Genomic DNA, 19,503 nt, shown 5'->3' with positions numbered 1-19,503 from the left:
TCGCGCCCGGGGGGCCTTGGTTCAGGGAGCGAGATGCATGATCGCCGGGGCCAGCGCATTCCACGCCGCACTCGTCGTGAGCCACGGCGTGACGATATGAATCGGCACGAGGATCGCTGCCATCCATAACGTCGCCTGGTGAACGCCGCCCAGGACCTTGCGATCGTGCATCGCTAGCGGAATCAGGAACAGGTCGGCGAGGAGGTTCGGCGCAAAGTCGGTCCACGGAAAGACGCCGGGGAAGGGCAGGAACCAGCGCGAGATCGCCGGGCCGACCAGGCACAGCGCGGCGCCGAAGGTCAACCTGCGATGCCATTCCTGATGCCGCGTGATGCAGGCGATCGCACAGGTCATCAGGATCGCGAACAGCGCGATGTCGATGACGTTGTAGAGGGTGAACGCGAATGGGTGGGCATCGCCCCGCGCCTGCCGCTCGCGCACGGCGACAATCGCGGCGGCGAGGCCTAGCGGCAGCATGAGCGCGGAGAGTGCGATCCCCGCCAGCCCCAGCTCGCGATGGCGGGCGATCCGCCCGCGGGCGGCAAGCTCGGTCTGAAGGGCATAGAGCGCGATCCAGGCAAAGAAGGCGAGCCCGTGGATGTGGACGATCGCCCTGAACCTGTGGGACCCACTCATGAGCGGTCCGAAGTAGGTCAGCGGAAACGCCGAAAGGACCAGCAATGCCATCAGCAGCGCGGTACGGCTGTAGAACCGGTCGCGTCCCTCTCGCCGAACGATTCCGGCCTTTAACGCAACTGTCGCCACGACAATCCCCCCGTCTCGTCGCTCCCCCGGATCAGGCTATGCGGATGTCCCACCCGCGACAAGTGGCGCCTTGTCGCGCCCGTGCCGCAAATCCGATCAACTTCGTTTCAAATCCGCGCGTTCCGCCCTATCTGGTCTTCGCGCCATGGCCCGCCCTTCCAAGCCCCCTCCCGATCGTCAGGACGACCGCTTCCACGAGGACGCGGCGTCCAGCACCGTGCGCGGCAGCGACCAGCCCGATCTCGAGGCCGGCGTCGCCGCGATCCGCGAGGTCGTTCGCACTCTCAAGCCCAAGCCCGGCGTCTATCGCATGCACGACGCAAGAGGCGACGTGCTCTACGTAGGCAAGGCGCGCGCGCTGAAGAACCGGGTCGCCAATTACACCCAGGTTGCCGGGCTTTCGAAGCGGCTGCTGCGGATGATCGCGCAGACTCGGTCGATGACGATCGTGACCACCAATTCAGAGGCCGAGGCGCTGCTGCTCGAGGCGCAGCTTATCAAGCGCTACCGCCCGCCTTACAACGTGCTGTTGCGCGACGACAAAAGCTTCCCGTTCATCCTGATACGGGCGGACCATGCCTTTCCGCGGATCCAGAAGCATCGCGGCGCGAGGCGCGCGAAGGGCGATTACTATGGTCCCTTTGCCAGTGCCGGATCGGTCAACACTACCATCAACGCGCTGCAGAAGTTATTCCTCCTGCGCAGTTGCAACGACGGTTTCTTCAGTCGCCGCGACCGGCCGTGCCTGCTCTACCAGATCAAGCGTTGCTCGGCGCCCTGCGTGGGCCGTATCGATCCCGACAGCTATGCCGAACTGGTTGCCGAAGCGCGCGATTTCCTCGGCGGCAAGTCGTCAACAGTGCAGAAGAAGATCGAGCGACAGATGGCCAAGGCGGCGGAATCGCTCGACTTCGAGAGTGCGGCCATGCTTCGCGACCGGCTTCGCGCAGCCACTTTCATCCAGGGCAGTCAGGCCATCAACGCGCAAGGCGTGGGCAATGCCGACGTGTTCGCGATGGCCGCAAAGGGCGGCGCCATCGGCATCCAGGCGTTCTTCATCCGCGGCGGGCAGAACTGGGGACACCGCGCGTTCTTTCCCAGCCACACCGACGGACTTGCGCCGGAAGAGGTCATGTCCAGCTTCCTTGCCCAGTTCTACGAGGAAGTGCCGCCGCCGCGCTGCATCCTCGTCGACCGCGCACTGCCGGAGGCCGACCTTATCGCCGAGGCGCTCCAGCCGTCCGCCGGAGGGAGGGTCGAAATCTCGGTTCCCCAGCGGGGCGACCGGCGCAGGCTGATCGCGCAGGCCGAGCGCAATGCGGTCGAGGCACTTGACCGGCGGCTTGCGGAAAGCGGGACGAAGGCGCGCATCCTTCGCGAGACGGCCGAATTCTTCGAACTGCCCGAAGCCCCGGTCCGGATCGAGGTTTACGACAACAGCCACATCATGGGCACGAATGCGGTCGGTGCGATGATCGTCGCCGGGCCGGAAGGGTTCGTGAAGGGGCAGTACCGCAAGTTCAACATCAAGCGCCCCGAGACCGCGCCGGGCGACGATTTTGCGATGATGCGCGAGGTCATGGCCCGCCGGTTCGGTCGTGCCCAGGCCGAAGATCCCGACCGCCAGGGCGGGACCTGGCCCGATCTGGTCCTGATCGACGGCGGCAAGGGCCAGATGACGGCCGTGCGCGAGACTATCGAGGAACAGGGCATCGAGGATCTTCCCCTGATCGCGGTGTCGAAGGGGCCCGACCGCAACGCGGGGCGCGAGGTGTTCCATTTTCCCGACGGGCGCGAAAAGACCCTACCGCTCAATTCACCGGTCCTGTTCTACCTTCAGCAACTGCGCGACGAGGCGCATCGCTTTGCCATCGGCGCGCACCGGGCAAAGCGGAGCCGCGCGATCACCGCCTCTCCGCTCGATGAAATTCCCGGGATCGGACCTGCGCGAAAGCGCGCGCTGCTCTTGCACTTCGGCACTGCCGGCAAGGTACGGGCCGCAGCCCTCGACGATCTGCAGCGCGCCCCGGGAGTTAGCGCGGCGGTCGCCCAGACGGTGTACGACTTCTATCACCCCAACGGGTGACGTGCGGCGCGGGCTAGTTCGCCTTGGGGGTGATCTGGCGGATCAGCCCTTCCTGCGCCACTTCTGCCACCAGCCGCCCGTCCTGCGAATAGATGCGGCCGCGGTTCATGCCTCGGGCGCGCCCTGCCCAGGGGCTATCGGTTGCGTAGAGCAGCCATTCGTCGGCTCGGAAGCTGTCATGGAACCAAACCGCGTGGTCGAGGCTGGCGCCCATGACGTCGCCTGCCGTCCAACTCAGCCCGTGAGGCAGGGTGCATGTGCCCAGCAGAGTCATGTCGCTGGCATAGGCCAGGATCGCGCGGTGCAGTTTGGGATCGTCGGGCAGGGGAGCAACCGTTCGGAACCAGCTATGCGAAATCGGCGGCCCGCTTTCCGCGCCCATCCAGTGGCGCTTTTCGACCGGGCGCATCTCGATCGGGCGCGGCGCAAGCATCTGCGCCCGCTTGTCGGCAGGAACGCGGTCAGCGTATTGCGCACGCAAGGCCGCCTCGTCGGGCAGGTCCTCGGGCGCTGGAACCTGCGGCATCTCGTCCTGGTGATGGACACCGTCCTCGCGGCGATGGAAAGACGCGACGAAGGTCAGGATCGGGCGGCCTTCCTGGCTTGCGACAACGCGGCGATTGGAAAAGCTCCCGCCGTCGAGATCGCGTTCGACCGTGAAGGTCGTTTCGTGATCCTCACTGCCGCCGCGCAGGAAATAGGCGTGGAGCGAATGGGCCTCGCGGTCGGGAGCGACGGTGCGCTCGGCCGCCGCAAGTGCCTGGGCGATAACCTGGCCGCCGAACACGCGGCCGACGCCGCCCCTCTTTCGCCGCCCGGCGAAGCGGTCGACGCCGTCCGGCTGCACGTCGAGAAGTTCGATCAGTTCGGCGATGCGCTGGTCTGGGCTGGGGTGTTCCGTCATCGCGACCGCGCCTAGATGGCGGGCGGGCGCGGCGTCAACGCCGGCCAACGAAAAACCCCGCCCGGATCGCTCCGGACGGGGTCTTCGAGCATAGCCCGTGACTGACGGCGAAGTTAGCCGACCCCGTGGGCCGCCAGCGCCGCAAGAAGCAGCAGCGCGACGATGTTGGTGATCTTGATCATCGGGTTGACCGCCGGGCCGGCGGTATCCTTGTAGGGATCACCGACGGTATCGCCGGTCACCGCGGCCTTGTGGGCTTCCGAGCCCTTGCCGCCGTGATTGCCGTCCTCGATGTACTTCTTGGCGTTATCCCACGCGCCGCCGCCCGAGGTCATCGAGATGGCGACGAACAGGCCGCCGACGATCACGCCGAGCAGAAGAGCGCCAAGCGCGGCAAAGCCCTGCGCCTGTCCGGCCACCGCGGTGATCACGAAATAGACCACGATCGGCGCGAGCACGGGAAGGAGCGAGGGGACGATCATCTCGCGGATCGCCGCCTTGGTGACGAGATCGACCGTGCGAGCATAGTTCGGCTTGGTCTCGTAGGTCATGATGCCGGGATTGCTCTTGAACTGGTCGCGAACGTCCTTGACCACTTCGCCCGCGGCGCGGCCCACCGCGGTCATGCCCATCGCCCCGAACAGGTACGGCAGGAGCGCGCCGAGCAGCAGCCCGACGATGACGTAGGGGTTCTTCAGGCTGAAATCGACGGTGAGATTGGGGAAGAACTCGCCCAGATCCGTGGTGTAGGCGGCGAACAGCACCAGAGCGGCGAGGCCGGCCGATCCGATTGCATAGCCCTTCGTTACCGCCTTGGTCGTGTTGCCCACCGCATCGAGCGCATCGGTCTTTTCACGGACCGAATCGTCGAGGCCGGCCATTTCGGCGATGCCGCCGGCATTGTCCGTGACCGGACCGTAGGCATCGAGTGCGACGACCATGCCGGCCAGCGCCAGCATCGAGGTGGCGGCATAGGCGATGCCGATCAGGCCAGCGAGCTGGTAGGCGATGATGATGCCGGCGCAGATCACCAGCGTCGGCATCGCGGTCGACTCAAGACTGACGGCAAGACCCTGGATCACGTTGGTGCCGTGGCCGGTTTCCGAAGCCTTGGCGATCGAGCGCACCGGGCGATAGTTGGTGCCCGTGTAGTACTCGGTGATCCAGATGATCAGGCCGGTGATGACGAGGCCGAGCAGCGAGCAGTAGAACAGGCTCATGCCGGTGAAGCCGCCGCTGGCGGCCGCATCGCCGATCGTTCCGTTCATGTCGCCGTTGAGGATCATCGAAATGGCGAACCAGATCGCCGGGACCGAGAGGACGGCAGTGACGAGGAAGCCCTTGTACATGGCGCCCATGATGTTCTTGCCGCCGCCGAGACGGACGAAATAGGTGCCGATGATGGACGTCACGATGCACACGCCGCCGATCAGCAGCGGAAGGCTCATCAGCGGGAGCAGGGCGTCACCCAGGCCCTTGAGAAGCAGGGCGGTGAGAACCATCGTCGCACCGACGGTAACGACGTAGGTTTCGAACAGGTCGGCCGCCATGCCGGCGCAATCGCCGACGTTGTCGCCGACGTTGTCGGCAATGACCGCCGGGTTGCGTGGATCGTCCTCGGGAATGCCGGCCTCGACCTTGCCGACCAGGTCGGCGCCGACGTCGGCGGCCTTGGTGAAGATGCCGCCGCCGAGACGGGCGAAGATCGAGATAAGCGAGGCGCCGAAGGCGAGCGCGACGAGCGCGTCGACCACAGTGCGGTCGGTACCGCCGACGGTGTAGCCGGCGATATCCGTGAGATAGTAGAAGAAGACGGCAATGGCGAGGAGCGCGAGGCCCGCCACGAGCATGCCGGTGATGGCGCCCGCGCGGAAGGCCAGCGTCAGGCCCTGCTGAAGACCGCTCTGCGCCGCCGCAGCGGTGCGCACGTTCGAACGCACCGAAATGTTCATGCCGATGAAGCCCGCGACGCCCGAAAGCACGGCGCCGATGACGAAGCCGGTCGCCGAAACGGGGCCGAGGAATACGAAGACGAGAACCGCGACCACCACGCCGACCATCGCAATCGTGCGATACTGGCGGCCGAGGTAAGCTTGCGCGCCCTCCTGGATCGCCGCGGCGATTTCCTGCATCTTGGCGTCGCCGGCGCTGGCGCTGAGCACCTGCCGACTTGTGACGAGACCGTAAAGTAGGGCGACGAAGCCCAGAATAATCGCAATCGTGACAGGACTCACGGCGCTGCTCCCCCATTGTTCACGCAGCGCTTGACCCGCTGCATATCAAATGGCCCCGCTCGCGCGGGGCCCCTCGACGGGGTGGCTACACGCAAGGTCGCGCCCGGCGCAACCCTTTCCTAACGGTTCAGCCGTGGAGATACCCGAGCGGCAGGTCGGGATCGGGCGGCGCGCCATCGAGCGTGACCGGAAATTGCCCGGCACTGCCGACCGTCCCGATGCGCGTTGCCGGGATGGGCGGGGCCACCGAGGCGGGCAGCGTGAAGAGCAACTGGTAATCGTCGCCCCAGCGGAGCGCCTCGTAAGCCCGCCCGGAGCCCGCGACGCCGGGCGCGAGCGGCACGGCGTCACGCTCGATGTCGAGATTGACTCCGCTCGCCTGTGCGATGCGGGACGCATCGAGGAGAAGGCCGTCCGAGACGTCCATGATCGCGGTGACCAGCGGTGCGAGAGCGCGTCCCTCGGCCAGAAGTGGCCGGGGACGGCAGAACGCCGCGCGACTGGTGGGATCGTCAAGACCGCTGCGAACCGCGTCGAAACCCAGCATCGCGCCGCCTACGGTTCCGGTCAGCCAGATGCTGTCGCCAGGGCGTGCTCCGCTACGGTCCGGCACGGGGACATGCGTCGCGCGGCCGATTGCCGTGAGGCCGTGGGCACGTCCGGGGCCGCCGCCGACCGTATCGCCACCCAGCAAGGGAACTTCGAAAGCTGCGAGAACTTCCCCAAGCCCGGCGGCAAATCGAACGTCGTTGTCTCCAAGGCTGTAGCCCAAGAGCACTCCGAGGGGCTCGGCGCCCTTGGCGGCCAGATCGGACAGGTTCACTGCGACCAGCTTCCAGGCGACATCGGCGGGGTCCTGGCCCGGAAGCCAGTGCACGCCCTCGACCATCATGTCGTGGGTCAGTACCAGCGTCTCGGCGCCGACGTTGAGCGCGGCGGCATCGTCGTTCAACCCCCGCGCGGCCGGGCCGGTCGCGAGTGCGCGCATCAGTTCGATGAATTGAGGCTCCGTGCTCATCGGTCAACTGAACAGCGTTCGGCCGTCAAATGCCAGCGCTTAAGTAGTCGGGAGGAGCTTCCCGTAGACGCGGAAGGTCAGGTCCGGCGTTCCTTGGCCACCGCGTCGAGAATCCCGTTCACGAACTTCGCTTCGCGCGCGTTGAAGAAGGCGTGAGCCACATCGACGTATTCGCTGATCGCGCTGGCAACCGGTACGTCGGCGCGAGCGATCAGCTCATACGTTCCCGCGCGCAGAATCTGGAGGAGGGTGCGGTCGAGACGCGCAATGGACCAGCCGCTGGCCAGCCTGGCGGTGATGATGCCGTCGATCTCCTCACGCCGGGAATCGACCCCCGAAACAAGGTCGTCGAAGAAATCGACGTCGGCGTCCGCGTATTCCGCATCCTCGATCGTCGCGCCAAGGCGGTGCTGATGAAATTCGTGGAGCAGTACGGTAAGCGGCGTACGCTCCATGTCCTGCTGGTAGAGCGCCTGGACCGCGGCGAGGCGGGCGGCGGCACGGGCCTGGGCGACGGGCTTCATAGGTCTAGTCTCGTTTCGATCGATCGGGCGTGCGCATGCAGGCCTTCTGCTTCGGCGAGCGCGATGGCTGCGGGCCCGATCGCCCGCAGGGCCGCTTCATCGAGTGCGATGAAGCTTGTGCGCTTCATGAAGTCGAGGACCGACAGGCCCGAAGAAAACCGGGCGCGGCGCCCGGTGGGCAAAACGTGGTTGGGACCGGCGACGTAATCCCCGATGGGTTCGGGCGTGTGGCGCCCCAAAAAGACGCTGCCCGCATGGCGGATCTTCGCGAACATCGCGTCAGGGTCGTCGATCGCCAGCTCGATGTGTTCCGCTGCAAGGCGGTTGGCGAGTGCCGGCGCCTCGTCGAGACTTCTCACGACAATGATCACGCCATGATCGTCCCAACTGGCCTTGGCGGTGCGAGCGGTCGGCAGCATGGCCAGCTCCACTCCAACCATGTCGGCCACCTGGTCGGCCAGCCTGTGATCGTCGGTGATCAGGATTGCTTGGGCCGCGGGGTCATGTTCCGCCTGGCTGAGCAGGTCGGCGGCGATCCACCCGGGATCGTTTGCACCATCGGCAATCACGAGGATTTCCGAAGGACCGGCCACCATGTCGATCCCGACAACGCCGAAAAGCTGCCGCTTGGCTTCCGCGACCCAGGCGTTGCCAGGTCCCGTGATGACGTCGACCGGCGCGATCCGGTCGGTCCCGTGGGCCAGCGCGGCAACCGCCTGGGCACCGCCGATGCGCCAGACTTCGTCAACCCCGGCAAGATGGGCCGCCGCAAGGACCAGCGGATTGTTTTCCCCGCGCGGGGTGGGTGTCACCACGGCCAGGCGTGCCACCCCGGCGACCTTGGCGGGAATCGCGTTCATCAGCAGCGAGGACGGGTAGGCGGCGCGACCGCCCGGGACATAGAGCCCCGCAGCGTCGACCGGCAGCCAGCGCGAGCCGAGCCGAACGCCTTCATCGTCGGTATAGTCGCGGTCGGCCGGCAATTGCTGCTCGTGAAACGCGCGGATGCGTTGCGCGGCGAGTTCCAGCGCCGCACGCAGGTCGGGAGTGAGCGCATCGTACGCCTCGCGGCATTGCGCCGCCGGGACGCGCCAGTCGGCTTCCGTCTCGAGCGGATGGTCGTCGAACCGCGCGGTGTAGTGGGCGAGCGCGGCGTCGCCGCGGTGCTTCACGTCCTCGACGATCTCCGCGACGTCACGCGCGACGTCGTCGTCGCTTTCGCGCCGGTCGCGAACAAGGCGGTCGAACGCGGCGGCAAAGCCGGGCGCGCTGCTGTCCAGGCGAAGCATCAGGCGGCTTTCCGCTCGCCGACCAGTGCCCGGAACGCATCGATCAGCGCCGAAAGACGCTCGCTATCGGTCTTCAGAGCTGCGCGGTTGACGATCAGCCGCGCCGAAACCGGCATGATCACGTTCGTCTCGACGAGGCCGTTGTCCTTCAGCGTGCGGCCGCTCGAGACGAGATCGACGATCCGGCCCGCAAGTCCCAGGCTGGGGGCGAGCTCCATCGCGCCGTTCAACTTGACGCACTCTGCCGCGACGCCGATCCGCTCGAAATAGCGTCGCGTGAGGTTGGGATACTTGGTCGCCACCCGCGCATGGCTGGCGAAGGCGAGATCGGCGGCCTCGGCAGGCTCGGCGAGCGACAGGCGGCAGTGACCGATGTCGAGATCGACCGGGGCGTAGAGGTCGGAATAGCCGAACTCGTCGATAACGTCCGATCCGACTATGCCTGCCTGCGCTGCGCCGTGCGCTACGAACGTCGCCACGTCGAAAGCGCGAACGCGGATGATCCGCATGTCGGCGCGGCTTGTCGCAAAGGACAGCGCGCGCGAGGACTTGTCCGAAAACGCAGGCTCGGGCACCACTCCGGCACGCTCGAGCAAGGGCAACGCCTCTTCGAGGATGCGCCCCTTGGGAACGGCGAAGATCAGCGGCTGAAGCATGGCGCGGGCCTTAAGCGGGAACCCGCCAAAGGGCAACCGCGCAAGCAGCGGGGAAGACGCGGCCATGAGCGACTACAAGTTCATCGATATCAACGCAGCGGGCGGCGATGCCGTGACCACGTCGTTTTCGAACCAGGTGTCATACTGCAAGGCCAGCGATGCGCCGATCACCGCGCGGGTCGTGGCGGCAATCGCAGCCGCGCTGAACGATCCTGTCGGGTCGAGATTTCTCGGCCGGATCGCGGGCTGGAGCGGCGCGCCAATGGCCGACGCCTTGCCCTTGCGCGCTGCCGGCGGGCTCCATGCCCTCCACCTGTCTGGTCGGGCGCCCGAGCTCGCGGCGATCTATGCGGGCGAGGCCGGGACGGACGACCTGGCCATCGTGCGCGGCGTGATCGACGCGCATGAAGCAGATCTGTTGCCGTGGCTCGACGGACCACCTCAGACCAATGAGGCCGGCCGTTCGGCAAATTTCGTCGCGGCGATGCTTTGGCTTGCCGACAGGGGTCTTGCGCCGCGGTTTGCGTGCCTCGAGATCGGATCGAGCGCGGGGATCAACCTCATGCTCGACCGCTACCGCTACGAGCTGGGCGGGGTGGGGTTTGGCCCGGAACCGGGCGTCATGCGGTTCGAACCCGAGTGGAAGGGCTCGCCCCCGCCCGATCGGGCGATCGAGATCGTCTCGCTGAAGGGCTGCGACGTCGCCCCGGTGGATCTGACCGACCCCGGTCAGGCGCTGCGCCTCAAGGCCTATATCTGGCCGGAACATGGGATCCGCTTTGCCCGCATGGATGCGGCGATCGCCGCTGCGGTCGAGAAGGCGCCGAAGCTGGTGAAGATGACTGCGGCCGATTTCTGCGAGGCCGAACTCGCCAAGCCCCAGGATGCCGGCGTCACGCGCTTGCTGATGCACTCGATCGTCTGGCAATATGTCCCGGCCGATCAGCAGGACCGGATCACGGCAGCGATGGAAGCTGCCGGCGCACGGGCCACCGCCGAGCGGCCACTGGCGTGGATCGCCCTCGAAGCCAACCGCGCCCGCCACCATCACGAGTTGCGCGTGCGCTACTGGCCGGGCGGTGATGCGGAAACGCTGTTGGCGACTTCCCACCCTCACGGCGCCTGGATCGACTGGCGGGCCTAGCCTTCGGTCTCGGGCCGGCGGCGCATGAAGCGCCGCAGGACAGGGAAGCGCTCGACCCAACCGCCGTGGTAGGAACCCCATTCCCACGCGGCGACCATTGCCAGATTGCCGATCGCGAGCGCGCCGAAGATCAGCGCCGGCGGCGCCATGATCCAGGCCCAGGCACCCAGCAACAAGGTCAGTGCAAGGCCGATCTGGTGCGAGAAGGGAAAGTTGCCGAAACGGCTGGTCGGGCGTTTGAACAGCCCCGTGCCAAGAAGGTAAGTCACGATTCCGCCGCACAGCACCAGGATCTGCTTGGGCTCGGCATGGCCGTCGGGATGAGCGAGAAGAAGTTCGTCGGCCACCGCCGTGATGACGATTCCGGCGACTATCGGCATGTGCAGGTAGGTGTAGGCATTGCGCGCGACCCGCCCGGGCTGGCTGTGGTGCTCGATATGTTCGGCCCCCCGGGTCGCGCCAAGATCGAAGTAGATCCACCACATCGCCACCGAGCCGGCGAACGCGATAAGCGCGGCGAGGTTCGTCGTTCCCTCGGGTTTGAGGCCCGCGTAAGTCGTGCCGGTGACGACAATCCCTTCGCCAAGCGCGATGATGATGAACAGCGCTGCGCGTTCGGCCATGTGACTGCCCGAAATGTTCCAGTCCGCGGCTGACGAGCGGCCGAGAAACGGCGTGCGGAAAAGCAGCGCCGGCCCGGCGTACTCGATCGCCAGCGCAGCGGCCCACCAGCCCATCCGCGCCTCCGCGTCGCCGGCCCAGCAGCCGGCGAGCCACGGCACGAGCGAGGCGAGGAACCAGGAGAGGATGCGCGTCATGTTGCGAGCGCCCGAGGGACTCTCGCGGCGCATGATCAACACCATCATCGCGGTCCGTCCAACTTGGATTGCGGCATAGCTGGCGACGAACAGTAGGCCGCTGTCTTCGAAGGCGGTAGGCAGCGCGACCGCCATCACGAGGCTGAACAGCATCGCGACGATCAGCATCACCCGAACCGCCAGCCGCTCGGGATCGGCCCAGTTCGCCGCCCAGGTGGTGTAAATCCACGCCCACCACACCGCGAGAAAGAGAATGGCGGCCTGCGCCAGTCCCTCAACCGTCAGGTGGCCGAGCAGGAAGTGGGAAAGCTGGGTGACCGCAAAGACATAGACGAGGTCGAAGAACAGCTCGAGGTAAGTGACCGGTGCCGCGCCCCCGCCGTGATTGCGGAGGAGCGAGTGGTGCTGTCCGGCTTCGACCTCGGCTTCAGGCAGGGCGGTCGGTCCGCGCGAGGAAGGCTTCCATGGCGGCATTGACCGCATCTGGCGCTTCCCAGGGGACGAAGTGCCCACAATCGGGCACCTTCACGACGGTCAGGTCGGACACGAACTCTTCCAGTCCCTCGATATTCGCAGGCGGCAGGGCGGTGTCTTCCATCGCCCAGATCACGAGGGTCGGAATGGTCAGCGGAGGGACCGCGATGAGAGCGCCTTCGGGCAGCTCGTACGGGGCATCGACCGGCGGGACCGGCACGGGGCTCGCGCGGTACCAGTTGAGCATTCCGAAAGCGGCTTCAGGATTGGACCAGTCGGCCAGCAGCGCCTCGCGCTCTTCGGGTTCCATCGGGGCACTGACCGGTCTCTCGCCAAATGCCTTGAGCAGCATTGCGCCTAGGCCATGCTCCCGCACCAGCGCATCGTTTGCGGGATCGCGGAAGGCGCGGAAATACTGGCTGGCTGCGCGCTGGGCCGGATTCGTCCACTGCAGGCGCGAGAAGATCGCCGGGTGAGGTGCGTTGGCGATCACCGCGCGGGTCACGCGCCCATTCATCTGACCGCCCAGTGCCACGCCCCAGGCAATCGCGCCGCCCCAATCGTGTCCGATGATCGTGAAATTCCCCACGCCAAGCGCTTCGGCCAGTCCGAATATGTCGCCGATCAGCTTATCGGGTGTGTAGCTCGCCGGGTCCTGCGGCTTCGATGAGCCGCGATAGCCGCGCTGATCGGGCGCGATGCACCGGTAACGATCCGAAAAGTGCGCGATCTGGTGCCGCCAGGTCCGGTGCGATTCCGGAAAACCGTGGAGGAAGACGAGCGCGGGCGCATCGCGCGGCCCGGCATCGACCGTGTCGAGATCGATCCCGCTGGCGAGCTTTACGCGGACCTGGTCCATCATTGCGCCTCGGCCGCCATGCGCGCGGCATAGCCCGCGCTCATCAGGCCACCCACCTGGTCCAGCAGGGCGTCGGGCGTTCGGCGAAGCTCGCCCATCTGCTTCTCGCCGCCCTCGGCCACGATGATGTCGCGCTGATCCGCCAGCATGGCGTCGATCATCGCTCGCGCCGCAACCGCCGGCTCGATCCCGTTGTCGATCACCTTGTCGCTCTGTCCTCGCTTGCTGCCGTCCGCGGTCAGCGCGTTGCGCGATACATCGGTGCGGATCGACCCCGGCGAGATGACGTGGACCTTCAGCCCGAGATGCGCGGTCTCGGCGCGCAGCGCGTCGGCATAACCGATCAGGCCGTGCTTTGCGGCGCAATAGGCGGTGCGCATCGGCACGCCGACCTTGCCCGCAATGCTCGAGATGAAGGCGAGGCGGCCGCTGCCGCGCGCCACCATCCGGCCCAGCAATGCCTGGGTCAGCGCGATCGGGGCGAGCAGGTCGACATCCACGATCCGCTGATAGACGGGCAGCGCGGTATCGACCGCCAGCGAACGCTGCGAGATGCCGGCATTGTTGATCAGCAGGTCGACCGCGCCCTGCCAGTTCCAGGCCTGCTCGACGAGCGCGGGCAGGGCATCGTAATCGGTGCTTTCGAACGGCAGGACAACCGCCGTCGGGCAGTCGGCGGCGACGGTCGCCAGCGCCGCCTCATTGCGGCCCGAAAGGATCACCTTCGCGCCATCGGCGGCAAGCTCGCGCGCCAGTGCCGCGCCGATGCCCGACGAGGCGCCGGTGATCCAGACTGTCTGTCCTGAAAAGTTCATGGATAGCTCACCGTTGTTGCCACTTGAGGGATGGGAATGAATTCGTCGCTGTCGCCGGGCACAAGCGGAAAGCGCCCCTGCCGCCAGTCGTCCTTCGCCTGGTTGATGCGTTCGCGTGATGAACTGACGAAGTTCCACCACACATGACGCGGCGTTGTAAATGCCTCCCCGCCCATCAGCATGACGCGTCCGCCGCGCGCCGAACGCAAGGTGAGGGCCGCGCCGGGCTTGAGCACGACGAGATCGTAGAGCGTGAGGCTCATGCCTTCGACTTCGGCCTCGCCGCCGACGAGCATGATCGCCCGTTCATCAGAGTCGGCATCGAGCGGAATTGCACCGCCGGGCGCCAGCGCGATCTCGGCATAGATCGTCTGCGCATACTGGGTGGTGGGGGCGGCGGCGCCCCAGAGGCTGCCCATGATGACCCGGGCGCTGGTTCCGCCCCCTTCGACAAGGGGAAGATCGGCGCGACTCTCGAACGCCGGGTCGATCTCCTCGCGCCCGTCGGGCAGCGCCAGCCATGTCTGCATGCCATAGAGGTGCGGACCGCCCGCGCGTTCGGCCAGCGGGCTGCGCTCTGAATGGACGATGCCGCTTCCGGCGGTCATCAGGTTGACCTGACCCGGCCGGATCGTGGCAAAACTGCCGAGACTGTCGCGGTGATCGATCGCGCCTTCGAACAGCCAGGTCACCGTTGCGAGGTTGATGTGCGGATGGGGCCGCACATCCATCGCCGAGCCTTCAGGAAGGTGCGCTGGGCCGAACTGGTCGACGAAGATGAATGGCCCGACCATCGTCCGCGAACGCGCGGGCAATGCGCGCCGGACCGAGAAGGCGCCCAGGTCGTGACTGGCGGGCGTGATCACCTCTTCCGCGATGTTCGGGGGCAGGGGGGCGTTCATGCGGCAATCTCCCGGTCGAGCAACTCGAGGATTTCGGGCGGGAATATCGGTTCGTGCCAGTTGGCTAACTCGCTCCGCGAGAACCAGCGATGCTCCTGCATGATCCTGCGCTCAAGCTCGGTGTGGCCGCTGGTGTCGATCGCGCACGTATCGACGATTACCCGGAAATAGCGCTCGTCGGCGGTCACTGCCTCCCCTTGCGCGGTCACGAAATCGTTTCCACGCGCGGCGATGACCGGGCCGGGCTCGGCGACGATCCCCGTTTCCTCGCGCAGTTCGCGGCGTGCCGCGTCCTCGAAACTTTCGTCCGGGTCACACTCGCCACCGGCAGTGGCCCAGAAGGCGCGCGGCCCGAACGTGAAGCGGAAGAGGAGCAGCCGGGCCTCGCCGTCGATCACCAGGAGACGGGCGGCGCGGCGGATGCGGCGGGGCAGGGCGGAGGCGATCACCGGGTTCACCGCGCTTCGCCGGGCGCCCGTGCCCGGATGGCAAGGGCATGGACACGCTGGCCGGGGAGATCGCCCAGTGCCGCATTGACCGCGCGCTGGCGCTGCAACCGCGGCATCCCGGCAAACGCGGCGCTCTCGATCGCCACGCTGAAATGCGATTCGCCGCTACCGTCGTCACCCGAATGGCCATGATGGCGGGCGCTGTCGTTGTTCACGACGAGCTCGGTCGGGGCGAAGGCCTCGGTCAGCCGGCGGACAATTTCCTGTTCTACAGTTTCGGGCATGTCTTTCCTTCTAGCGCTTCCCGCCCCATGTGGAAGGCGTGAGACACGACAAATTCCATGGCCGGGTAGAAAGCGCCGGCCGCACTTGTGAAGCTTCGGGTTGCGACGAAGCCGGCGAATTCCGCGCGCCCCGGTCCCGTTCGGCAAGTTTCGACGGGCCGCCCGACCATCGCTGGTTCTGCCTCGATCATGTTCGCGAATTCAACGCCCGATACGACTGGTTCGCCGGGATGAGTGCGGACGAGATTCTCGCTGCGCAGTCGCCGATTGCAGGCTGGGAGCGCGAGACCCGCGCGTTCCGGCCCACTGCGGGAATCGACGAGCCGCCGCGGTGGGCCGACCATGCCGACCCGCTCGAGGCGATCGCCCGCCGGGCGCGGATGCGCAAACCGACGCAACACAGGGACGGAAGGATGGTCAGCGCGGCGGACCGCAGTGCGCTTCAGACGATGGACCTTCCGCTCGACGCGGACCTGCGAGCGCTTCGAGCCCGCTATTCGGTGCTTGTCCGGCGCTATCACCCCGATCGCAATGGCGGCGATCGCAGCCATGAAGCGCGGCTGCAGAAGGTGGTCGAAGCCTACCAACTCCTGCGCAAGAGCTTCGCCCGCCCCTGATTCGTCGCGGTGCGCAGCCTGAATTGGCGCCTGGCTAGGCCTCGCGCAAAGCCTTCCAGCGGGCCGCCCCGTCTTCGCCATAGATGCGCGGGACGTCCTTGCCGGAATAGAACGCGTCGAATTGCTCCACGCCGTCCCGCAGGTCGAACCAATCGAGCCTGCTCGAGGTAAAGATGTGTACGTCGGGCGGGCAAAGGGCGGGATCGTCCAGCGTGCCGACCCTGACAAAGCTCGCCTTGGCGCCGGCCCCGGCGTAGTGACTCCACACCGCGACCCGGCAGGTCGGACAGCGGAGCACTTCCTGACCTTTCTGGCTAGCGGACGGCGTGATCACGGTCTGCGGGGTGCCGCCGGTGAGTTCCACCTCGGTCGCTTCGATCACCGCGTTGAGAGCGAAGGCGCTCCCGCTTTCGCGCTGGCACCAGGAACAATGGCAGCAATGAACCACGATCGGGTCGCGCAACAGGCGATAGCGGATCTCGCCGCAAGTGCAGCCGCCCTCGGCGAAGGGAGTTGGGTCTTCGGCCATCACGCCGGTATGCGATTCCCGGGCCGGCGGGTCAATCAGGCACCGATCCCGTCTCGCAAAGTGCTTTCAGCTGATCGGCCACTTTGCCCCACCCTTCGTGGAAGCCCATCCGTTTGTGTTCTTCCATCGTCTCGCTGGACCAGTGGCGCGCACGGGCGGTGTAGCGCGTTCCGCCATCCTCGGGCGCGATCTCGAAGATGCCGATCATGAACGGGCCGCCGGGCATCAGGTTCTCGTCGATGGCGTCGGTGATCGCGAAGCGCGTGCCTTCGTCCCAACGCAGGTAGATGCCCTCGACCCGGTTCTCCTCGCCGTTGGGCCCCTTCATGATGAGCCTGCTGGCGCCACCCGGGCGGCGGTCCTGTTCGACAATCTCGGTCCTCCAGGGCCGTGGGCACCACCATTCGGCCAGCTCGTCGCGCATGGCGCGCCAGACGCGTTCTGGCGGCGCGGCAATGTGGCAGGTGACGGACAGTTCGTTACCCGCTGGCGCGGTGGCTTCAGTCATCGAGGTTCAATCCTTTCAATCGCGATCCGGCGCTCCGGGCGGGAACCAGGCACGATAGGGGCGGGCATCGTCAACGCAACGGGCGACAGGCGCCAGCGAAAGGAGATGCGCCCGCCACTGGCGAAGCCGCTCGCATGACGAGGGGATGGGAAAGGCCCAGTCGGCATAGAACAGCGAGGGCGCGGCGGCGCATTCGATAAGCGTGACCGAGTCGCCAGCGGAATAACCTTCCAACCAGCGATCAAGCCAGACGTAGGAGCGATCGAGCACCGCGCGGGCGCGACCCTCGGTCGCCGGATCGGGCATTCCGGGGGATCGCATATGCTCCGCCACGATGTCGGTCATCGGCGTCATCACGTAGTTGTCGAAGACGCGGTCGATCATCCGGGTCGTGACCGCCGCGTCCGGATCGGAAGGCAACAGCCCAGAAGCGCCGGGAAAGTGAAGGGCGAGATAGTCGATGATCGATGTCGCTTCGAACACCCAGCGGTCGCCGTCCTCGAGCAGCGGAAACTTGCCCAGCGGACTGTGGTCGGCAACCTTCTGGCTGTTTTCCGGATGATCGGGATCCACCATGCGGAACTCGAACGGGATCTCGTTCGCATAGAACGCGATCAAAGCCTTCCAGGTGTAGGACGAGAAGGGGTGGCCGTAGAGTTGCAGCATTACCAGGTACCCTCCTTGATCCGCCTCTGTCGCTCGGCCTCGCGTTCGCTCGTTGCCGGGATCGGTCCCTCCGGCGGATAGGGCGGCAGGACGCCGCCAGGCGCGTAGGTCGAAATCACGGTTCCTTTGTCGGTGACCCGGTGATCTTTCAGCGTGAATGTCCCGACCGGGGTTTCTTCGCCGAACAGGCGTTTGCCCGAGCCGAGCGTGACGGGATAGGTCATGGTGATCAACGTGTCGATCAGCCCGGCCGCAAGGAGCGCGGGGTAGATCGTGCTCGACCCCTGGATGATCATGTCCGCGCCGTCCGTTTGCTTGAGCCTGGCCACATCGTCGACACCAGCAAGGCGATGGCTGTTCTGCCACTCCAGCGGCTGGCTGCCGCGGGTCAGGACGTACTTGTTGGCGCGGTCGAACGCCTCGCCCATCGCGGCATTGTCACCTTCGGCATAGGGCCAGTAGGCGGCGAAGATATCGTAGGTCCGCCGCCCGAGCAGGAGGTCGTAGCTGCCCGAGAAGAGCGAGCCGATCGTTTGCTCGACGCCTTCGTCCCAAAGCTTGAAGACCCAGCCGCCCTGATCGAATCCGCCGGTGGGGTCCTCGGTCGGGCCACCGGGCGCCTGCATCACCCCGTCGAGCGAGATGAATGCGGCGCCTGTGATCTTGCGCGCCATGTCTTCAGCTTGCCCGGCGTGCGGCGTCGATCGCCGCGACGTCGATCTTGCGCATCGTCATCATCGCCGCGAACGCCCGCTTGGCCTCGTCGCCTCCAGCGGCCAACGCCTCGGTCAGGGTACGCGGCGTGATCTGCCAGTTGAGGCCCCACTTGTCCTTGCACCAGCCGCACTCGCTCTCCGCCCCGCCGTTGCCGACGATGGCGTTCCAGTAGCGATCGGTCTCTTCCTGGCTGTCGGTCGCCACCTGGAAGGAGAACGCTTCGGTTTGCGGGAACTGGGGGCCGCCATTGAGACCCATGCACGGCAGGCCAAGGACGGTGAACTCCACAGTCAGAACGTCGCCTTCGTGCCCGTCGGGATAATCACCGGGGGCGCGATGGACCCCGGTCACCTCGCTGTCGGGGAAAGTGTCGGCATAAAACCGCGCGGCCTCTTCGGCGGTTCCGTCGTACCACAGGCAAATCGTCACCGGGCTCATCGCTTGATCTCCTACTTGCCGCCGACGAGCGCGAATCGCGCGCCTTGAGGGTCGGTGCCGACGATGATCGTCGCGCCGCCAGGCACCTCGTGAGGTCCGCTCAGGACTTTTCCGCCGCCGCCTTCGACTGCGCGGATAGCCGCGCCGATCGAGGGCACGTTTATGTAGAATTGCCAGAGCGCCCGCTCGGTCTTGTCCTGCTGCTGCATCATCGCCCCGGTGCGCTGGCCGTCGTGATCGATGAAGCAATAATCGCCCATCGGCCCCATGCTCATCGACTCGTTGAATTCGAATCCGAAATGCTTGCCGTAGAATGACTTGGCGGCTTCCAGGTCGGGAGTAGCCAGCTCGTTCCAGCTTACGTGCTGGGGCTGATCTGGCGAAAAGACGTCGCTTGCCATGCCCTCCATGCCGGGCGGGGGAGTGGGAGTCATGAGGTAGAACGGCACGCCCTGGGGATCGGTGACCATCGCCATGCGGCCGACGCCCGGCATGTCGACCGCCGGCATCTGCACCTGGCCTCCATCCGTGGTGATCGCCGCCACTGTTGCGTCGACATCGGGAACGTAGAGATAGCCGAGCCAGCAAGGTCGCGCGCCCCCTTCGGTCATCTCCGGGGTGAGCGCCATCATGCCGCCGGCATTTCCACCGTCGGACCGGCCGATCATGCGATAGTCCTGATCGGGCGCGGCGGACTGCGCGCCGATGGTCCAGCCGTCCACCACTGCGTCGTAGAACGCTTTCGCGCCTGCCGCGTCGGTGGTCATCAGTTCGTACCAGATCCAGCTGCCGGGGGGATTGGTCATG

At 66.4% G+C, this 19,503-nt stretch carries 22 protein-coding genes; 3 read left to right on the top strand and 19 right to left on the bottom strand.

What is annotated here, in order from left to right; genetic code table 11:
* Window positions 1–21: 21 nt before the first annotated feature.
* On the bottom strand, window positions 22–765 hold the full coding sequence (locus ACFO0A_RS07280) for a hypothetical protein (RefSeq protein ID WP_379538348.1): 744 nt from the start codon (window positions 763–765) through the stop codon (window positions 22–24).
* A gap of 145 nt (window positions 766–910) precedes the next feature.
* On the opposite strand from ACFO0A_RS07280, the gene uvrC reads away from it, so the two are divergent.
* The gene (gene uvrC, locus ACFO0A_RS07275) at window positions 911–2,851 is read left to right on the top strand and encodes an excinuclease ABC subunit UvrC (RefSeq protein ID WP_379538347.1); all 1,941 of its coding nucleotides are present in this window, start codon (window positions 911–913) and stop codon (window positions 2,849–2,851) included.
* Window positions 2,852–2,864: 13 nt separating this feature from the next.
* Here the strand turns inward: uvrC and ACFO0A_RS07270 are convergent, their stop codons facing one another.
* From ACFO0A_RS07270 to hisG, 6 genes are all read right to left on the bottom strand, one after another.
* Window positions 2,865–3,755, bottom strand: a complete 891-nt coding sequence (locus tag ACFO0A_RS07270) for an acyl-CoA thioesterase (protein ID WP_379538346.1) — start codon at window positions 3,753–3,755, stop codon at window positions 2,865–2,867.
* A 113-nt stretch (window positions 3,756–3,868) separates the two neighbouring features.
* A complete protein-coding gene (locus tag ACFO0A_RS07265) occupies window positions 3,869–5,989 on the bottom strand; it encodes a sodium-translocating pyrophosphatase (RefSeq protein ID WP_379538345.1) in 2,121 nt (706 codons plus the stop codon).
* 127 nt (window positions 5,990–6,116) lie between these two features.
* Entirely contained in the window at window positions 6,117–7,007 is an 891-nt protein-coding gene (thiL, locus tag ACFO0A_RS07260; protein ID WP_379538344.1) for a thiamine-phosphate kinase, read from the bottom strand.
* Between the two features lie 77 nt (window positions 7,008–7,084).
* Window positions 7,085–7,531 (bottom strand): transcription antitermination factor NusB, encoded by a 447-nt coding sequence (nusB, locus tag ACFO0A_RS07255; protein WP_379538343.1) that lies wholly within the window; start codon window positions 7,529–7,531, stop codon window positions 7,085–7,087.
* A complete protein-coding gene (gene hisD / locus ACFO0A_RS07250) occupies window positions 7,528–8,820 on the bottom strand; it encodes a histidinol dehydrogenase (RefSeq protein ID WP_379538342.1) in 1,293 nt (430 codons plus the stop codon). Before hisD ends, nusB begins: the two co-directional genes overlap by 4 nt.
* Complete coding sequence (gene hisG, locus ACFO0A_RS07245; protein ID WP_379538470.1) at window positions 8,820–9,476, bottom strand: ATP phosphoribosyltransferase; 657 nt, start codon at window positions 9,474–9,476, stop codon at window positions 8,820–8,822. The genes hisD and hisG overlap by 1 nt, the downstream gene beginning before the upstream one ends.
* A 64-nt stretch (window positions 9,477–9,540) precedes the next feature.
* Here hisG and ACFO0A_RS07240 point away from each other — a divergent pair, with 64 nt between their 5' ends.
* On the top strand, window positions 9,541–10,620 hold the full coding sequence (locus ACFO0A_RS07240) for a DUF2332 domain-containing protein (RefSeq protein ID WP_379538341.1): 1,080 nt from the start codon (window positions 9,541–9,543) through the stop codon (window positions 10,618–10,620).
* Here ACFO0A_RS07240 and ACFO0A_RS07235 read toward each other — a convergent pair.
* Genes ACFO0A_RS07235 through ACFO0A_RS07210 form a run of 6 tightly spaced genes read right to left on the bottom strand, consistent with a single transcriptional unit; the run spans window position 10,617 to window position 15,221 of the window.
* A complete protein-coding gene (locus ACFO0A_RS07235; protein ID WP_379538340.1) occupies window positions 10,617–11,921 on the bottom strand; it encodes a low temperature requirement protein A in 1,305 nt (434 codons plus the stop codon). The two genes, ACFO0A_RS07240 and ACFO0A_RS07235, sit on opposite strands and share 4 nt — an antisense overlap.
* Window positions 11,866–12,774, bottom strand: coding sequence for an alpha/beta fold hydrolase (locus ACFO0A_RS07230; protein ID WP_379538339.1), 909 nt, complete (start codon window positions 12,772–12,774; stop codon window positions 11,866–11,868). The genes ACFO0A_RS07235 and ACFO0A_RS07230 overlap by 56 nt, the downstream gene beginning before the upstream one ends.
* Window positions 12,771–13,586, bottom strand: coding sequence for an SDR family NAD(P)-dependent oxidoreductase (locus tag ACFO0A_RS07225; RefSeq protein WP_379538338.1), 816 nt, complete (start codon window positions 13,584–13,586; stop codon window positions 12,771–12,773). The genes ACFO0A_RS07230 and ACFO0A_RS07225 overlap by 4 nt, the downstream gene beginning before the upstream one ends.
* Window positions 13,583–14,488, bottom strand: a complete 906-nt coding sequence (locus ACFO0A_RS07220; protein WP_379538337.1) for a pirin family protein — start codon at window positions 14,486–14,488, stop codon at window positions 13,583–13,585. The genes ACFO0A_RS07225 and ACFO0A_RS07220 overlap by 4 nt, the downstream gene beginning before the upstream one ends.
* Entirely contained in the window at window positions 14,485–14,946 is a 462-nt protein-coding gene (locus ACFO0A_RS07215; protein WP_379538336.1) for an NUDIX hydrolase, read from the bottom strand. Before ACFO0A_RS07215 ends, ACFO0A_RS07220 begins: the two co-directional genes overlap by 4 nt.
* Window positions 14,943–15,221, bottom strand: coding sequence for a BolA family protein (locus ACFO0A_RS07210; RefSeq protein WP_379538335.1), 279 nt, complete (start codon window positions 15,219–15,221; stop codon window positions 14,943–14,945). The genes ACFO0A_RS07215 and ACFO0A_RS07210 overlap by 4 nt, the downstream gene beginning before the upstream one ends.
* A 38-nt stretch (window positions 15,222–15,259) precedes the next feature.
* Between ACFO0A_RS07210 and ACFO0A_RS07205 the strand changes: the two genes are divergently transcribed.
* Complete coding sequence (locus tag ACFO0A_RS07205; RefSeq protein ID WP_379538334.1) at window positions 15,260–15,838, top strand: J domain-containing protein; 579 nt, start codon at window positions 15,260–15,262, stop codon at window positions 15,836–15,838.
* Between the two features lie 34 nt (window positions 15,839–15,872).
* Here ACFO0A_RS07205 and ACFO0A_RS07200 read toward each other — a convergent pair whose 3' ends face one another.
* Genes ACFO0A_RS07200 through ACFO0A_RS07175 form a run of 6 tightly spaced genes read right to left on the bottom strand, consistent with a single transcriptional unit; the run spans window position 15,873 to window position 19,502 of the window.
* Window positions 15,873–16,367 carry a GFA family protein gene (locus tag ACFO0A_RS07200; RefSeq protein ID WP_379538333.1) on the bottom strand — a complete coding sequence of 165 codons (495 nt, stop codon included), beginning with the start codon at window positions 16,365–16,367 and terminating at the stop codon, window positions 15,873–15,875.
* Window positions 16,368–16,398: 31 nt separating this feature from the next.
* The gene (locus ACFO0A_RS07195; protein ID WP_379538332.1) at window positions 16,399–16,875 is read right to left on the bottom strand and encodes an SRPBCC domain-containing protein; all 477 of its coding nucleotides are present in this window, start codon (window positions 16,873–16,875) and stop codon (window positions 16,399–16,401) included.
* Between the two features lie 15 nt (window positions 16,876–16,890).
* Window positions 16,891–17,541, bottom strand: coding sequence for a glutathione S-transferase family protein (locus tag ACFO0A_RS07190; protein ID WP_379538331.1), 651 nt, complete (start codon window positions 17,539–17,541; stop codon window positions 16,891–16,893).
* Window positions 17,541–18,215 (bottom strand): dihydrofolate reductase family protein, encoded by a 675-nt coding sequence (locus tag ACFO0A_RS07185; protein ID WP_379538330.1) that lies wholly within the window; start codon window positions 18,213–18,215, stop codon window positions 17,541–17,543. Before ACFO0A_RS07185 ends, ACFO0A_RS07190 begins: the two co-directional genes overlap by 1 nt.
* Window positions 18,216–18,219: 4 nt before the next feature.
* Entirely contained in the window at window positions 18,220–18,696 is a 477-nt protein-coding gene (locus tag ACFO0A_RS07180; RefSeq protein WP_379538329.1) for a VOC family protein, read from the bottom strand.
* A gap of 11 nt (window positions 18,697–18,707) precedes the next feature.
* Window positions 18,708–19,502, bottom strand: coding sequence for a VOC family protein (locus tag ACFO0A_RS07175; RefSeq protein WP_379538328.1), 795 nt, complete (start codon window positions 19,500–19,502; stop codon window positions 18,708–18,710).
* Window position 19,503: the final 1 nt, after the last annotated feature.

This window comes from Novosphingobium tardum (assembly GCF_042652045.1).
GTDB classification, from domain to species: Bacteria; Pseudomonadota; Alphaproteobacteria; order Sphingomonadales; family Sphingomonadaceae; genus Novosphingobium; species Novosphingobium tardum.
This window is presented reverse-complemented; position numbering and strand designations above follow the sequence as displayed.

Excerpts from the sequence above, each read along its gene's own strand:
- uvrC (WP_379538347.1), top strand. The coding sequence starts at position 911 with ATGGCCCGCCCTTCCAAGCCCCCTCCCGATCGTCAGGACGACCGCTTC.
- ACFO0A_RS07270 (WP_379538346.1), bottom strand. The coding sequence starts at position 3,755 with ATGACGGAACACCCCAGCCCAGACCAGCGCATCGCCGAACTGATCGAA.
- thiL (WP_379538344.1), bottom strand. The coding sequence starts at position 7,007 with ATGAGCACGGAGCCTCAATTCATCGAACTGATGCGCGCACTCGCGACC.
- nusB (WP_379538343.1), bottom strand. The coding sequence starts at position 7,531 with ATGAAGCCCGTCGCCCAGGCCCGTGCCGCCGCCCGCCTCGCCGCGGTC.
- hisD (WP_379538342.1), bottom strand. The coding sequence starts at position 8,820 with ATGCTTCGCCTGGACAGCAGCGCGCCCGGCTTTGCCGCCGCGTTCGAC.
- hisG (WP_379538470.1), bottom strand. The coding sequence starts at position 9,476 with ATGCTTCAGCCGCTGATCTTCGCCGTTCCCAAGGGGCGCATCCTCGAA.
- ACFO0A_RS07240 (WP_379538341.1), top strand. The coding sequence starts at position 9,541 with ATGAGCGACTACAAGTTCATCGATATCAACGCAGCGGGCGGCGATGCC.
- ACFO0A_RS07235 (WP_379538340.1), bottom strand. The coding sequence starts at position 11,921 with ATGCGGTCAATGCCGCCATGGAAGCCTTCCTCGCGCGGACCGACCGCC.
- ACFO0A_RS07230 (WP_379538339.1), bottom strand. The coding sequence starts at position 12,774 with ATGATGGACCAGGTCCGCGTAAAGCTCGCCAGCGGGATCGATCTCGAC.
- ACFO0A_RS07225 (WP_379538338.1), bottom strand. The coding sequence starts at position 13,586 with ATGAACTTTTCAGGACAGACAGTCTGGATCACCGGCGCCTCGTCGGGC.
- ACFO0A_RS07220 (WP_379538337.1), bottom strand. The coding sequence starts at position 14,488 with ATGAACGCCCCCCTGCCCCCGAACATCGCGGAAGAGGTGATCACGCCC.
- ACFO0A_RS07210 (WP_379538335.1), bottom strand. The coding sequence starts at position 15,221 with ATGCCCGAAACTGTAGAACAGGAAATTGTCCGCCGGCTGACCGAGGCC.
- ACFO0A_RS07200 (WP_379538333.1), bottom strand. The coding sequence starts at position 16,367 with ATGGCCGAAGACCCAACTCCCTTCGCCGAGGGCGGCTGCACTTGCGGC.
- ACFO0A_RS07195 (WP_379538332.1), bottom strand. The coding sequence starts at position 16,875 with ATGACTGAAGCCACCGCGCCAGCGGGTAACGAACTGTCCGTCACCTGC.
- ACFO0A_RS07190 (WP_379538331.1), bottom strand. The coding sequence starts at position 17,541 with ATGCTGCAACTCTACGGCCACCCCTTCTCGTCCTACACCTGGAAGGCT.
- ACFO0A_RS07185 (WP_379538330.1), bottom strand. The coding sequence starts at position 18,215 with ATGGCGCGCAAGATCACAGGCGCCGCATTCATCTCGCTCGACGGGGTG.
- ACFO0A_RS07180 (WP_379538329.1), bottom strand. The coding sequence starts at position 18,696 with ATGAGCCCGGTGACGATTTGCCTGTGGTACGACGGAACCGCCGAAGAG.
- ACFO0A_RS07175 (WP_379538328.1), bottom strand. The coding sequence starts at position 19,502 with ATGACCAATCCCCCCGGCAGCTGGATCTGGTACGAACTGATGACCACC.